Here is a 14,386-nt window from a genome sequence, read left to right as displayed (position 1 = left end):
TAACGAAGGTGCATTACACAAAGTTTTTAAGTGTAATGCACCTAATTTTTTTTATTCACAAAAATAAAAGGAGGAAGAAATATGGACCCTATGATAACAGGTTTAGGTGTTGTAGCTCTCATGGGTGCAGCTGCAACCATAGCAGGAGCCGCAGAGGACTTAGAGTCTGACGTAGGATCCCAGAGTAACCCCAACTCACAGGTTCAGCTGGCACCACAGATGGGACACCTGCACCGAATAATCAACAAGGCCGTTTCAGGGGAACCCGTTGCCTACGGGACCTGGTGCGGAATTGCTGGTTCAGTTGCATTTGTCCTTATGAATTCAATGCAGCTACCTGTGATAATGGCCATTGCAATCGGTTCTGTAATCGCTGCAATGGTACACACAACCTACGCTGTAACATCCCACATGGGACGAATTGTCAGCCAGTCCCAGTTCAACCAGCCACTCTTCATGGACATGCTGGTTCAGCATTTAGGCCCAATTGCAGGGCATGGCTTTATTGTGACATTCTGTATTGTAGGATTATCATATCTCATGAGATTACCAATCCCTGGATTTGCACATCCATTCCCACTGCCCCTTCTTGCAGTGCTCTGGGGTATAACCATAGGTGCAATCGGTTCATCAACAGGGGACGTCCACTACGGTGCTGAAAGGGAGTACCAGCAGTATCCATTTGGTGGTGGTATACCTGTTGCGATTCACGGTGACATAACAACAAAGGCAGAACTCGGAGCAAGAAACTCAATGGATGTTGTTCACTTCTGTGCAAAGTACGGTGGACCCCTAACAGGATTTGCATTTGGTGCAATAGTATTCCTTAGCTTCTGGAACACAATAGTCTTCGGTATAACCGGCGGAATAATATCCGGTCTCATAATAGTCTTGTTAGTGATAATCCTCAACAATAGGCTTGAAGTCTTTGCAAGGAAAAAATATGGACCATACAAGGAGGAAGAATAAATGGATCCATTATTACTGATAGGAGCTATAACCGCTGGAGGAGTACTCATAGGTGGAGGTGTTCACTTCGTACCTGTGGGTGGTGCACCAGCAGCTATGGCAACAGCAACAGGTGTGGGTACCGGTACAGCTATGCTTGCTGCAGGTGCGGGTCTCACAGGACTCATAACTGCCGCAGCTATGACCGGACAGTCCCCCCTTATGATACTGGCTGCCGGTGCAGTTGGTTCAATGCTCATGATAGGTATCACCATGCTTGTGGGTAACCTGATCTATGTCTTTGGTGTGGGTACCGTCCCGGTATCTGCAAAGGTCAGTGTAGACCCAATCACAGGCATGGAACAGGAAAAATACGTCACCCCCGGTACCGAGGGGCATGGTCTTCCAACGGTCTGTTTTGTCAGCGGTATAATAGGAGGAGCCCTCGGTGGAATTGGCGGCGGGCTCATCTACTGGGCACTCAACGAGGCCCTAACCCTTGAGTCCCTGTCATATGGTGCAATGGGCGCTGCAGGTATTGCAGCAATCTTTGCCGTGGGCATATTCTTCATAAACGCGGTTATTGCATCATACAACATTGGAGGTACAATAGAAGGTTTCCACGATCCTAAATTCAAAAGGATCGGCAGGGGAATAGTCGCATGTTTCATAGCCTCCATTGTTGCAGGCGCCCTTTCAACATTACTCATATACGGAGGTGTCTTCTAATGTCAGTAGCAGCTGGAGGACCGGCTGGCGCAGCCATACCTGAGAGCAGGCTCATGGCACTTGGAATACTGGGCGGACTTGCAGGAATATATGCATCCGCAGTTAACCCGGTCATAGGACCAGTTCTGGCCTCCCTCGGAGCAGTCTGTGCAATAGTATGGGGTGCAGACGCAATAAGGAGGGTTGCAAGTTACGGTCTCGGTACCGGTGTGCCATCAATCGGGTACATGTCAGTTGCAATAGGTATAGTTGGTGTTGTGGCTGGACTTGCATCAGTGTTTGTGGTACCAGCCATTGCAGTACCTGTTGTTGCACTGATACTCGCAATGATACTCGGTTTGGTTGTGGCTGTACTGGGTAAGAGGATAGTTAAGATGAAGATCCCAATCCTCGAGAAGTGCACCGCGGAGATCTCAGGTGCAGCAGCACTTTCAGTCCTTGGATTCTCAGCAGCCATTGCAGGTAGCTACACAATGCAGGCAATCCTCAACTCAGTCATAACAACAGGATTAATAGGACTGCTATTCATCCTAAACACAATGGCGATCCAGCACCCATTCAACGCATGTCTAGGTCCAAATGAGAACCAGACAAGGACACTGAAACTTGCAGCATCAACAGGGTTCATCTCAATGGCCGTTGTGGGCCTACTTGGAATAGGGCTCAACCCTGGCTGGTGGGTTGTTTCACTTGTCGGCGCACTCTGCTGGATACTGGCATTCAGGGCATTCGTGAGCGCATCCTTCGAAGAAGCAGCATCCGTGAAATGGTCAGGTCTCTGGCCTAAGGAGGAAGAGCACTAGGAGGCTTTAAAATGGAAATGTTACCACTTGTTAAAATCGCTCCGGAATATAACCTGACCCTTGATCCTTCCACCGGTATGATAGGGGCTGCCCTTGGAAGGGAAGTCATAATATTATCCATGGACGAAATAAACGAACAGATAGCTGCATTAGAGGCTACAGCAGATGATCTGATTAACTCACTGGACCCAACAACAATTCCTGAGGGTTCCTACCCTGGAAGGGAGGGAGTATACCTCACAGCAGGTAAACTCACCAACATGGTTTACGGGTTCATAATTGGTCTGATCATCCTGTTTGCCCTGCTCTTATAGGAGGTGTTATAAGTGGTTGAAAAGAAATCACCTGCTGAAGGATGGCCTGTGGTCAACGGTGACTACATCGTGGGTGACCCTGAAAGTCCTGTGGCTGCCACCACCCTCGCCTCACACATCGAAGACATACCTATTGAGGCAGGAGCTGCCATCGCAGGGCCATGCAAGACAGAAAACCTCGGAATCGAAAAGATGATCGCGAACCTCATATCAAACCCAAACATCAGGTTCCTTATACTCTGCGGTTCAGAGGTACAGGGACACATCACAGGTCAGAGTATAGAGGCCCTGCACCAGAACGGTGTGGACCCTGATAAAAGGAACATAATCGGTGCAACCGGTGCCATTCCATACATTGAAAACATACCTGATGAGGGTATTGAGAGGTTCCAGAAACAGCTGGAAATCGTCAACCTCATAGACGTTGAGGACGCCGACGCCATCAAGGCCAAGGTCAAGGAATGCATCGAGAAGGACCCGGGCGCATTCGAAGAAGAGGCAATGGTCATAAAGGTCGAAGAAGGCGGAGAAGAAGAGGAAGGCGAAGAGGTCAAACCTGTGGCACCAGAAACAGCCCTTATTGAGGCAAGGATGAGGAACATCCAGACACAGGTTAAAATGATAGGTTCCACCAACAGAATGTTCGCAGGTATGTACTCAGGTAAGGTTCAGGGTATAATGATAGGTCTTGCCTTCACCCTGACACTGGGCATACTTCTACTGGTCTAGGGAGGCTTCCACATGATTACACTATCCAACAAACCCAATATACGTGGCATTAAAAACGTTGTAGAGGACATAAAATACCGAAACCAGCTCATCGGTAGAGATGGTAGGTTATTTGCGGGCCTCATAGCCACAAGGATTTCAGGTATAGCCATAGGGTTCCTCCTGGCTGTCCTCCTTGTTGGTGTGCCTGCAATGATGAGCATATTAGGGGTGATCTGATGTCAGAGGAAGAAAAAACCACAATACCCCGCGTACTTGTCTCTGCTGATGAATTCAACAAGGCCAATGAGAAACTGGATGAAATAGAGGAAAAGGTGGAGTTCACGGTCGGTGAGTACTCACAGCGCATAGGACAGCAGATCGGTAGAGATATTGGTATTTTATATGGTATTGTGATAGGTCTGATTATCCTTGCAGTAACCAACATACTGTTTGCAGGATTGTTAAAAGGACTTTTAAAATCCCTATTCGGACTATAGCTTGGAGGTTTACATATGTTTAGGTTTGATAAGGAACAGATCGTACTGGACATAGCTGGAACCAAGATTGGTGGTCAGCCAGGAGAGTACCCAACCGTATTAGCAGGAACAATATTTTATGGTGGACACAGCATCATTGAAGATGAAAAGGCAGGTGTCTTTGACAAGGACAAAGCAGAGGCCCTCATAAAGACACAGGAAGAGATGTCAGATGTTACAGGTAACCCACACATCGTACAGACCTTCGGTCAGACACCTGAGGCAATAGTCAAGTACCTGGAGTTTGTGGGTGATGTGACAGACGCACCATTCTTCATAGACTCAACATCCGGTGAGGCAAGGATCGCCGGTGCAGAGTACGCCAGTGAGGTTGGTCTTGAAGAGAGGGCCATTTACAACTCAGTCAACATGGCCGCCGACGAGTCAGAACTCGAGGCACTCAAGAACACAAAACTCTCAGCTTCAATCGTCCTGGGATTCAACCCAATGGACCCAACAGTTGAGGGTAAAATTGGAATCTGGGAAGACGGGGCCGGTACAATAGAGAAGGGTCTTCTTGAAATGGCTGCTGAATGTGGTATCGACAAGTACCTCATGGACGTTGCAGTTACACCACTCGGTCAGGGTGCAGGTGTTGCTGTGAGGACATCATTTGCAGTTAAGAGCAAGTGGGGATACCCTGTTGGTAGTGGTATCCACAACGTGCCATCAGCTTGGGACTGGCTCCGTGAGTACAAGAAGGATCACAAGGAAGCATGGCCTGTGTGTGACGTTGGATCCAACCTGATTCAGCAGATGGCCGGTGGTGACTTCGTACTGTACGGTCCAATAGAAAACGCCAAGATGGCATTCCCTGCCTGTGCAATGGCTGACATATTCATAAGTGAGGCAGCCAAGGATATAGGCACGGAACCTGTGGAAGACCATCCATTCTTCAAGCTGCTCTAGGAGCAGCCATAAATTTCTTTTTTTGACCATTATTATTACTAAAAATTTTATTTTTATTATAACGAAATAATTTAAATATAAGAAAACGGCAACATATTTCCGACACAAAGGTTTAAGTGTCGATATTCAATTAATATACTGGTCTTGAGGGAATGAAGAAAGGTTTTTCAGTGGTGATAACTTGCTTGAAAGGGTATTGGTTCTTATACCGGCACTGGTGCTCTCACTGATTCTGGTTATAAAATCTTCAGATATCTTTGTGGACAACCTTGTGGATCTTGGATCCTCCTTGGGCATATCTGAAGTCATACTGGGTGTTACAGCATCTGCCATCGGAACGTCCCTGCCTGAATTTGGTTCGGCACTTATAGCGTCACTCTCAGGTAGCACAGACATAGGGGTGGGTTGTGTACTAGGTTCAAACATATGGAACATTGCAGGTATACTTGGGATATCTGCACTGGTTGCAGGAGTCATAGAAACAAACGCCGATGGCCTTAAAAGGGACTTCAGCGCTACCCTCATAACAGGATTGATACTGCTCTTTTTCATGTTCCTGGGAGACATAGGTAGAATGGCAGCGATTGCAATGGTCCTGATCTACTCTGTTTACCTCTGGAGACTCATAAAGGCCCAGAAATCATATTCTGATGAGAATTCTAATGACACCCAAAGGGAATCACTTGACCTTAAAAAACTTGCCCTGACGGTTTTAGGGTTTACAGGTCTTGTTATAGGCTGCAGAATCCTGGTATACAGTGGTGTGGAACTTGCAGAAATTGCAGGGATACCCCCCATGATAATGGGCCTCTTCACACTGGCCATAGGTACAAGCATACCGGAACTTCTGGTTACACTCTCATCTGCGGTGAAGGGCCTCCATGAGCTCTCAATAGGTACGGTTCTTGGAAGTAACACATTCAACATACTCGTGGGTATAGGTGCCCCTGCACTCATAGCCCCGGTACCAGTTGAACCACTCTCACTCAGCTTTGACGCACCGGTCATGATACTCGTGACGGTACTCCTGGTGCTACTTATCAAGCAGGGAGACATGAAACTTAAAAGGAGTGGGGGCATAATTTTACTTGCAGTATACATATCATACGTTGTTATGAGACTCTTTGTACTGGCGTGATGGAAATGTACAGGAAAATTCTGGTTCCAACAATGGGAGAATACATGGACGAACTCATAGAGCACACCCTGGACCTCCTCCATGGGAGGGAGGCAGAGGTTATATGCCTCTACGTGGTTGACACCTCTGTACCCTTCCTCACACCAAAGAAGGTTAAGGAGATGATGGTTAAGGAGCTAACAGAGAGGGGCAAGGAGATCCTCAGGGACATGGAGAAGGGACTCACAGGCCCGGAAAACCCCAACGTGAAGTTCAGGGGGGTCATGCTTGAGGGAGACCCTGCAGATGAAATAGTTAAACTTGCAGAGGAGGAGGACGTTGACGTCATCATAATGGGTACAGGTAAAAGCCTGGTTGACAAGCATCTCCTTGGCAGTGTGTCAGAGAAGGTGGTGCACTACGCACCCTGCACCATACACCTGGTGAGGACGGTTTAGTTAAAGCCCCCGGACACTCCCTTTTATTATTTTTCATCTGGCTTTATTCATAAAATTTATATTATCCCCCCGGCTACAATATTACATTAAATCAGGGGGTAATCAGTTGTCATTTTTGAGCAGACTATTTGGTCCAAAGCCAGTTATTGCAAAGAGCAGATTCATAAGCATAGAGGATATAAAAACAGCACCATTCACAAAGAAAACCGTGGGGTCCGGTTACTCCATGCGCCCGGACGTCTACTACATAGTGGCATCGGTTGAACTGGGTAACACAACAACCAAGTGCATACTGACAGCCACCAACCTCAACACAAGCAGAACATACCTCCTTGACAAGACCGTGAAGATGACCCGTGACATAAGACCCCCTAAGGAGGGCGAGGAGGTATTCGGTAAGACAGTATGGGGTGTTGAACTCACAAAGGAATCTGTCTCTGAACTGGTGCGGGACACTATACATGAGTCCCTCAGAAGGGCTAAGGTTGACATAGAAAAGGACCTTGACTTTGTTGTGAGATCAACTGGTGTTACAGCCGGCTTTGGATCACCTGAAGAGGTGGGTAAACTCATAATAGCCCTTGCAGATGGCTGTCTCGCAGCAGGAGTACCCCCCAGGAAAATGGCGCCTGCACTCTCCATAGAGAACATCCCCAAACGTCTCAGAGACTTCTCATACCTTGACAGGGTCATATTCGATGGCGCGGTTGCAAGTGTCATACCCCCAACAGGTAGGGAGGTCGTTGCAAATGAGATGGAGGGTGAACTTGTAACTGCAGGTATCAAGGTGGGCTCAAAGTGGACAACTGTTGATTACAGAAACCCCTGTGTATCCCTAGACTTCGGGACAACCCTTGCCGGCCGAATAGTCAATTCCGATGAACCCTACGCAAGGACCATTGGAAACTTCTGTGGCCTTGCAGGTGCAATATCCGATGCCATAATCAGGGGAACCGAAATGGTGGACTGCAGGGGTGGGGCCGCACTTGACCTCTACAAGAAATCCGTGCTGAAGGGTGCCAACTGGAAGAAGGCCAGGAAACACGCCGAGATGATACACGATGAGATAATCGATATAAGAAAGGTCCCTGTAAACAGGAAGAGATTTGGTACAGTCCCTGTGGATACAGAGGCAGCGTACAGCGCAGGGACAACTCTGATAGGGTGCGATGCAGGTAAAAACGGGGATAAACTACAGGAACTGACGGAGATTGGACACAGCATATACCAGGAGGACGGCATACACACACTCTTCGCCACACTGGACCATGTGAGTGCACTGATAGTCAAGAGGCTGATAGATGAGGCCTTTGATGAGGGGGTCATCGAGGAGGGCTCGGTCCTCGGGGTTACAGGAAGGGCAGGTATAACAGGCACAAAACCCAAGCTCATCCTGGAACATGTGGGTGATCGCTTCAAGGACTGCATATTTGTATCCGATGCCCTTGCACTGGGTGCTGCTGTCATGGCGAGGTGCATGAACTCCATGGGAACACCCCACACCCCACTCGGCGGAAGACAGAACGGCCCATGCATACTGGGAATGAGAAGAAAGCTTCAGTCAAAGAAAGAGGATAAATGGATTGATTGATCATGCTGGCCCTTGTAATGGCCGGTGGGAAGGGAAAACGCCTGGCACTTGAATGTGAAAAACCCCTCCTTGAGATATCTGGACGACCAATGATAGATTATGTCCTTGATAGCCTTGATTCTTCCAGAAGTGTCCATGAGATAATCGTTGTAACAAGTCCAAACACACCCCTCACAGAGGAACATGTAAAGGGGAGGTATGCTGTATTCAGGACATCAGGGAGGGGTTACGTTGAGGACCTTCAGGAAATCCTCTCGCACCTTGAGAAATCCAGGAATGAGCCTGTTCTGGTTATAAATGCAGATCTACCACTCATCTCCCCATCAACCATTGACTGGATAGTGGGGGAGTACCTGTCAGGTGGTGGGGAGGCCCTCTGCGTGGCTGTACCTGAAAAACTTTGCAGAATGCATGGACTTGAGTTTTCAGATTCTATGGATGGATTAGTACCCTGCGGGGTAAATATATTAATGAGTAGAAACAGAGTACAAGATCAGAGGATCCTTGAGGTTTCCTTGATGGAGCTGGCAGTAAATATAAACACCTGCAGTGATCTGCATGTCCTGGAAAAACTAGGTGAGAATAATGGAAGAGAAGAAACTCATAAAAGGGGAAGAGAAGTACTGGAGTGAAATAAAGGGATATCAGGTTGCAACTAATAATGCACGTATCCTTGGGGAGCTTGAGGAACTCATAATTAACGATAAAACAGGAAAGATAACTGACGTTGTCATTAAAATTGACAGTGGAAGGAATGTAACAGTCAAGGGCGCCAAGAGGAAGGGTGATTATCTCCTTGTACCATTCGGGAAGGTTGAGAAGGTTGGCGAGTTCATAATAATTTCAGAATAGGCAGTTTATTTGTAGACTTACTTATTAACTTATTCTTTAAAAAATAAGTTCGCTGGATCATATCCAGCGATATCACATACCCTTGAGGCTCATATCAAGCATTCTCTTTGTTTCAGCCGCCAGTTCAGGTGGAAGGCCAGTTATATCCATACTCAGGAATCCCCTCACAATCATTGAGGCGGCCTCCTCCTCTGTGAGACCCCTTGAGGTCAGGTACATTACCTCCTCCTCGGCTATCTTACCCACTGCGGCCTCATGTGACATCTCAAGATCCGTCGCACTTCCCTCAAGTTCAGGGACCGCATATATCATGGAGTCATCTGAGAGTACAAGGCCATGGCATTCAAGGTGCCCCTTGACCTCAGGCACACGACCAGCCAGGTGACCCCTTGAGTATATCTGGGATGAATCCTTTGAGACTGCACGTGAGACCATCTCTGCACTTGAGCCCCTTCCCTCGAGGATCACCCTTGATCCCATATCAAGGACAGAATCCTTCTGTCCACCAAGTATTGACTGGAAAACAACCCTTGAGTTCTCACCGCTGCAGTAGGCTGTTGGGTAGGACTGGATGCTCTTAACCGGGCTTGTGAGTATATAGTTGCTTATGTAGGTTGCGTTATCACCCACCATTATACCGGTCCGTGGGCGCACCTCAACCTGCTCGGCCCAGTTGTGCACCATTGTGAATGTTATCTTGGCGCCAGGTTTGAGGTAGAACTCGGATACACCAACATGTAAAGCTGAACTCACATCCTCACCAGTTGCACAGCCTGTTATTATGTGGAGCTCGGAATTTTCCTCGGCGATTATGATGTTATGGGCAGTCTGCATTACCCTCTCATCGCCTATGAACATGCATGCCTGAAGCGGGAAGACTTCACGTGCACCGGGCTTTGACCTTATGAAGTAGCCCCCCATCTCTCCCTCAGCCTCCCTGAGGGCCGTTGTGGCTGTGTACTTGTCGGTGTCAACTGCAACCGCCTTCCACATGTAATCCTTGAGCCAGCTGTACTTATCAAGGGCAACATTCATACCCATGATCTCGATTGACTCTGAGGCGCATGTTGTGCAGATGCCTGACTGGTCAACCTGTATGAATGTACCTGCACGTTCCTTCTCCTCAGGATCCACTCCAACCCTCAGCAGGGTCTCCTGGATCTCCTTTGGAACCTCCTTGGCCCTTGTCACCTCCTCATGTTCACCAGCCTCCTCCCTTATAAACCTTTCAAGGTCGATGTCCTCACCGTAGAGTGCCTTCTTGTCCTTTGCCTTCTCAGCCTTCTTCAGTGTACGCAGCATTCAACACACCCCTTGAATCCATCCTTCCTTATATCCTCGATTATCTCCTGGGGGTTACCTGAACATGCAATACGGCCGTCCATGAGGACATGGGCAGTGTCGGCATTCACAAAGTTCAGTATGTATCCCAGGTGAGTTATGAGGAGCCCTGCCTTCTTTCTCATACCTGGCTTCTTGTCTTTGTCAAGGAGGACGTTAATCTGCTCTGCAAGGAGTTCAACATTCTCTATATCCACACCTGAGTCGGGCTCGTCAAACATTATGAAGTCAGGTTTCTGTGCAAGTAGCTGGAGAATCTCGGACCTCTTCACCTCACCCCCTGAAAACCCGAGGTTAACATCCCTTTCAAGGAAGCTCTCATCGAATTTCATCCTAGCTGCAAGTTCCCTGAGTTCGGGTGTCAGTTCATCCTCTGTGCTGAGGCCACTTTCAACCTTGAGGAGGTCCATGAGCCTCACACCCCTTATGGAAGGTGGGTTCTGGAAGCTCACACCTATACCCATTCTCACCCGCTCTGTTGTACTCATATCAGTTATATCCTTTCCCTTGAATAGTATCTGGCCATTTGTGACCTTGTACTTTGGGAAACCGAGGATTGTCATAAAGAGGGTGCTCTTCCCTGAGCCGTTGGGTCCAAGGAGGACATGCGTTTCACCCCTGTCTATGTAGAGGTCTATGTCTCTGAGGACCTGTTTTCCACTAACCTCGACCGCAAGGTCGGTTATTTCAAGAAGCAGTCAAACCACCACCTATTATTTTTCCCTTAGAATAGTATAACGTGGATACAATAAATAACTTCTGATATTATGGTGGGCTGATAAAGGATTCAAATAACTCCAGCGCCTTCCTTATTCCTGATTCCTGCCTTGCAAGGATCTCATCCGCCCCTGAAAATCTGAGGTCTGCCTCTACATCAGAGTTTACAACCTCCTCCCTGTCATGTGATACAACAGCAATACCACCCCTCCCTGCACCTGCAGTTGTACCTATACCTATATCCGCTCCTGTCAGCCTTCTGACAGAGTGGGCCATCATGAGGGCCACCCTTTCATCCTCCTTTTCAGTGTAAACCTTTATGTCGTTGAGGGTGGCAGAGGGCTCGGGAGGCTCAAATCTGAGGATGCTACGGATACCTGAAAGTGTGGGTATGAAGAGGCCAGCCACGAGTGAGACATCAGCGTCAACCCTCCACCGGTAGTTCATGGGGTAGCCCATGGAGTAGGCGTGTATCTCCCTTGCAACGATTCCATGGGTGAAGCACTCTGCTGTGGCAACCCTTATCATCTCCGAACACCCCGAAGGAGTTTGAGTATCTCTGCCGTCATAACCTCTGAGACCCTGTCCAGGACATGGGGCGTTACAGGCTCCCAGTCCCTTATGAGTTTACCTGTACCCACAAGGATGTGTTGGTGAATTCCCTCAGCCTGCAGATAGGCTGCAATGGGGTTTTCAGGGTCAGCTTCATCTATATCAACCACTGAGACGTTCTCTTCACCTATCCCGAACACACCCATAGTGCTGATGGTGGCGGCCCCCCTCTCCTGTGCGTACCGGATTATCTCTGCAGTTATAGGGAGGGTATCACCCCCTGCAATCTCCACACAGACCACATCTCCTCCTATGAGGTGCAGGTTGTCCCCTGTGATGTACTCGGGTATGCCCTGAACGGTCTTTGAAAAGCCATCACAGGCGAGGGATTCAATGAACTTCACCTTGTATTCACCTATCTTCGCCCCCATGAGGCGGAATATCAGGTCATCTGCAGATACCCTCTGCCCGTCGATGACCTTTATCCTTTCAGGGCCGCCACGGTGGATCTGCATGAGGTTGAGGGCGGTGCGGAATCCCAGCCTCCCGGCACCGACAAGTGTGACCTCTCCACGTGGCACCTTTTTATCTTCAAGTTCAGAGATCTCCAATCATATCACCCGCTTGTGCAGTCTACTAGAATGTTTCATAGCGGTACTCTGTCCAGGGAGTACCTGTATCAATAATGTCCACCACCAGCCCGACGTCCTCTATCATATCACGGAGCCTCAGGAGTCCAGGCATTTCCGTTGAATGGTGACCTGCATCAATGAGTGTCATGTTGAGGTTTCTTGCAAGGACCGCCGAGGTATGTGTGAGGTCACCTGATAGATAAACAGGGGCTCCCTCAGAGAATGCCCTTTTTATGAGGTCCCCGTCTGAGAGACCGAAACCTGATACAACAGCAACGTGATCCAGGTATTCTCTGGGGTTCACGACCCTCACAGTTCCTGGCCTCAGGTCATGTATTCTTTCCATGAGCTCCTCGAGTGTAAGGTCCCCACGACATATGCGTCCCAGGCCGGTTTCAGGATCAAGGAAGGATTCAACGTTCAGTCCAAGGGCATCTGCGAGGGCATCACAGGCACCACCATCGGCAACGTCCCAGTTGGAATGTAGGACATAGTAGGGAAGCGGAGGTTCAACCTGGGGTGGGTGGTGGAGGACCAGTAGGTCATACCCATCCACAGGCACATCGTCCAGGTAGTCCATGAGTACCAGGACGGATTCAACCTCAACTTCAGGGCCATTGTATCCTATCCTGTCACCGGGAAGTGCAAGTTCAGGCGGTGCCAGGCTCTCCATGAACTCTATAAATGATTCTATCCTGATATTATCACCTTTGAACATTCTTAGGTGCTTAATGACTTACGTAGGAGCTGATTGACTCTATTTCTGATATTATCCTTGAATAATGATGGGATGAGCAGCATAACTGGATTCACCTTAGGCTAATATCATATTAATATCATATGTTATTCAGGAATTATCCTCGATCTTATCATTTCAAGGTTCCCTTCTATGAGCCCATCACAGTCCAGATCCTCAAGTGATGAAACCACGAGGGCGGGGGATTCAAGGCGCTTCAGGAATCTTTCAGGGGCCCTCTCCTTAAATAGTATCCTCTCAAAGAATTCAAGGGTTGGTGTAGCATAGAGTACACCTTCAGATTCAAGCGCATCGGCCATCGACCTCCTCAAGACCTCAACTGTAAGCGTCATTGTACCCGATGTCTTGGCACCAATGCCATAGGTGTGGAGGGCCCCTGAAATGTTGGATTCAACCATTCCAAGTCTCTCATATGTCCTGTTGAATTTCCTTATCGTATCATCGCTGCCATCCGATGTTGGGTCCTCAACGATGAACGCTTCCGCATTGATACCCCTCAGTTCCTCCTCGGTGACACCCCCGAGACCGGTGGTATCAACCAGAAGGTCCCAGTGACCCCTGAGGTCCATAACGCCTTCCTGAAAATTCACTTTATCATCTAGCATAAAACGTGTCTGGGGGTTTATATCTGCAACGGTTACATCACAGTCAAGTGAACCTGCAATTGCTGCACCTGTGAAGTATGAGCCGATTATGAGGGCACTTTCAGGGTCCATGTCGATTTCAGTGAGCCATCCAATAACCGCGGCCGATTTAACTGCCAATATGTGATTTATTATGTCTTGTACCCTGTATGTGGAGAAGAATGTTTTAACGGTCTCGGTTATACCGGTTTCATGATTTTTCATTCTGATCCTCTGCTGAAGCCTATACGCTCAAGAGCATGGGTAATTTCGGATCTCACGGCTTCCTGAACACCCATTTTATGTATAACGTGTGGTGGTGACATGGCCGCTGAAAGAATCCTTCCTCGGGAGTCCATGATCACTAAGAGGGATCCAGATCCTGGAACCCCCAGCCGTCCCCGTGCAATAACAAGATCTGCCCCTGATATGTCAAGTGCCATGAGGGCCTTTGTAACGGCAGGCATCCTTGTGAGGTCTGCACAGTTGGTGTTGAACTGAAGGTGCTCTGCTTCCCCTAACTTGAAGGATCTTAGGACATCATTTATCACATCAACCTTTTCCCGGTTCCAGTTTGGCACCACAATTCTTTGGGCGCCATGTATATAATCTCTTACAGCTTTAACTTCCTCCTCACGGTCTCCTCTGCGACGATCCTCTACAGACTCAAGGTATGCACTGGCTATTATATCCTCTAACATGACCACACCACTGTATATGATAAGACTCAGGGGATTCAAGGCCTATTGAAGACCAGCCCACTGTATTGATAAGGTTAAAGGGTATGCACAGGCTA

Annotated in this window: 20 protein-coding genes; 13 read left to right on the top strand and 7 right to left on the bottom strand. The window is 48.4% G+C overall.

Features of this window, described 5'->3' with window-relative positions; all coding sequences use genetic code 11:
• The first annotated feature begins 81 nt into the window (after window positions 1-81).
• From mtrE to QFX30_RS05240, 13 genes are all read left to right on the top strand, one after another.
• Entirely contained in the window at window positions 82-969 is an 888-nt protein-coding gene (gene mtrE, locus QFX30_RS05300) for a tetrahydromethanopterin S-methyltransferase subunit E (RefSeq protein ID WP_300489230.1), read from the top strand.
• Complete coding sequence (gene mtrD, locus QFX30_RS05295; RefSeq protein ID WP_300489228.1) at window positions 970-1,677, top strand: tetrahydromethanopterin S-methyltransferase subunit D; 708 nt, start codon at window positions 970-972, stop codon at window positions 1,675-1,677.
• The gene (gene mtrC / locus QFX30_RS05290; protein WP_300489226.1) at window positions 1,677-2,480 is read left to right on the top strand and encodes a tetrahydromethanopterin S-methyltransferase subunit MtrC; all 804 of its coding nucleotides are present in this window, start codon (window positions 1,677-1,679) and stop codon (window positions 2,478-2,480) included. Before mtrD ends, mtrC begins: the two co-directional genes overlap by 1 nt.
• 11 nt (window positions 2,481-2,491) lie before the next feature.
• Window positions 2,492-2,794, top strand: coding sequence for a tetrahydromethanopterin S-methyltransferase subunit B (locus tag QFX30_RS05285; RefSeq protein WP_300489224.1), 303 nt, complete (start codon window positions 2,492-2,494; stop codon window positions 2,792-2,794).
• A 12-nt stretch (window positions 2,795-2,806) separates the two neighbouring features.
• Complete coding sequence (gene mtrA, locus QFX30_RS05280; RefSeq protein ID WP_300489222.1) at window positions 2,807-3,523, top strand: tetrahydromethanopterin S-methyltransferase subunit A; 717 nt, start codon at window positions 2,807-2,809, stop codon at window positions 3,521-3,523.
• A 12-nt stretch (window positions 3,524-3,535) separates the two neighbouring features.
• Complete coding sequence (gene mtrF / locus QFX30_RS05275; protein ID WP_300489220.1) at window positions 3,536-3,742, top strand: tetrahydromethanopterin S-methyltransferase subunit F; 207 nt, start codon at window positions 3,536-3,538, stop codon at window positions 3,740-3,742.
• Window positions 3,742-4,002, top strand: coding sequence for a tetrahydromethanopterin S-methyltransferase subunit MtrG (gene mtrG / locus QFX30_RS05270; RefSeq protein ID WP_013296330.1), 261 nt, complete (start codon window positions 3,742-3,744; stop codon window positions 4,000-4,002). Before mtrF ends, mtrG begins: the two co-directional genes overlap by 1 nt.
• 15 nt (window positions 4,003-4,017) lie before the next feature.
• Window positions 4,018-4,950, top strand: coding sequence for a tetrahydromethanopterin S-methyltransferase subunit H (gene mtrH / locus QFX30_RS05265; RefSeq protein WP_300489216.1), 933 nt, complete (start codon window positions 4,018-4,020; stop codon window positions 4,948-4,950).
• Between the two features lie 181 nt (window positions 4,951-5,131).
• Window positions 5,132-6,088 (top strand): calcium/sodium antiporter, encoded by a 957-nt coding sequence (locus QFX30_RS05260; protein WP_300489214.1) that lies wholly within the window; start codon window positions 5,132-5,134, stop codon window positions 6,086-6,088.
• Between the two features lie 5 nt (window positions 6,089-6,093).
• On the top strand, window positions 6,094-6,525 hold the full coding sequence (locus QFX30_RS05255) for a universal stress protein (RefSeq protein ID WP_237779312.1): 432 nt from the start codon (window positions 6,094-6,096) through the stop codon (window positions 6,523-6,525).
• A 106-nt stretch (window positions 6,526-6,631) separates the two neighbouring features.
• Window positions 6,632-8,116: a methanogenesis marker 14 protein gene (locus QFX30_RS05250; RefSeq protein ID WP_300489211.1), complete on the top strand. Its 1,485-nt coding sequence runs from the start codon at window positions 6,632-6,634 to the stop codon at window positions 8,114-8,116.
• Window positions 8,117-8,118: 2 nt separating this feature from the next.
• Window positions 8,119-8,748 (top strand): TIGR00454 family protein, encoded by a 630-nt coding sequence (locus QFX30_RS05245; RefSeq protein ID WP_300489208.1) that lies wholly within the window; start codon window positions 8,119-8,121, stop codon window positions 8,746-8,748.
• Window positions 8,702-8,968 carry a PRC-barrel domain-containing protein gene (locus QFX30_RS05240; protein ID WP_300489206.1) on the top strand — a complete coding sequence of 89 codons (267 nt, stop codon included), beginning with the start codon at window positions 8,702-8,704 and terminating at the stop codon, window positions 8,966-8,968. Before QFX30_RS05245 ends, QFX30_RS05240 begins: the two co-directional genes overlap by 47 nt.
• A gap of 72 nt (window positions 8,969-9,040) precedes the next feature.
• Here QFX30_RS05240 and QFX30_RS05235 read toward each other — a convergent pair whose 3' ends face one another.
• The 7 genes from QFX30_RS05235 to QFX30_RS05205 all read right to left on the bottom strand — a co-directional run bounded on the left by QFX30_RS05235 (window position 9,041) and on the right by QFX30_RS05205 (window position 14,291).
• On the bottom strand, window positions 9,041-10,270 hold the full coding sequence (locus QFX30_RS05235) for a SufD family Fe-S cluster assembly protein (protein WP_300489204.1): 1,230 nt from the start codon (window positions 10,268-10,270) through the stop codon (window positions 9,041-9,043).
• Window positions 10,255-11,007 (bottom strand): Fe-S cluster assembly ATPase SufC, encoded by a 753-nt coding sequence (gene sufC, locus QFX30_RS05230; protein WP_300489762.1) that lies wholly within the window; start codon window positions 11,005-11,007, stop codon window positions 10,255-10,257. The genes QFX30_RS05235 and sufC overlap by 16 nt, the downstream gene beginning before the upstream one ends.
• Window positions 11,008-11,074: 67 nt before the next feature.
• Window positions 11,075-11,554, bottom strand: coding sequence for a UPF0254 family protein (locus tag QFX30_RS05225; protein ID WP_300489201.1), 480 nt, complete (start codon window positions 11,552-11,554; stop codon window positions 11,075-11,077).
• A complete protein-coding gene (locus tag QFX30_RS05220; RefSeq protein ID WP_300489198.1) occupies window positions 11,551-12,189 on the bottom strand; it encodes a ThiF family adenylyltransferase in 639 nt (212 codons plus the stop codon). The genes QFX30_RS05225 and QFX30_RS05220 overlap by 4 nt, the downstream gene beginning before the upstream one ends.
• Window positions 12,190-12,214: 25 nt before the next feature.
• On the bottom strand, window positions 12,215-12,928 hold the full coding sequence (locus QFX30_RS05215; RefSeq protein WP_300489195.1) for a Nif3-like dinuclear metal center hexameric protein: 714 nt from the start codon (window positions 12,926-12,928) through the stop codon (window positions 12,215-12,217).
• A gap of 125 nt (window positions 12,929-13,053) precedes the next feature.
• Entirely contained in the window at window positions 13,054-13,815 is a 762-nt protein-coding gene (locus tag QFX30_RS05210) for a DUF1188 domain-containing protein (RefSeq protein ID WP_300489192.1), read from the bottom strand.
• Entirely contained in the window at window positions 13,812-14,291 is a 480-nt protein-coding gene (locus QFX30_RS05205) for a DUF3236 domain-containing protein (protein ID WP_300489189.1), read from the bottom strand. The genes QFX30_RS05210 and QFX30_RS05205 overlap by 4 nt, the downstream gene beginning before the upstream one ends.
• Window positions 14,292-14,386: the final 95 nt, after the last annotated feature.

This window comes from Methanothermobacter sp. (assembly GCF_030055435.1).
In the GTDB taxonomy this organism is placed as follows: Archaea; Methanobacteriota; Methanobacteria; order Methanobacteriales; family Methanothermobacteraceae; genus Methanothermobacter.
Note: the sequence above shows the minus strand (reverse complement) of the source record. Positions and strands in the feature narration are given on the sequence as shown.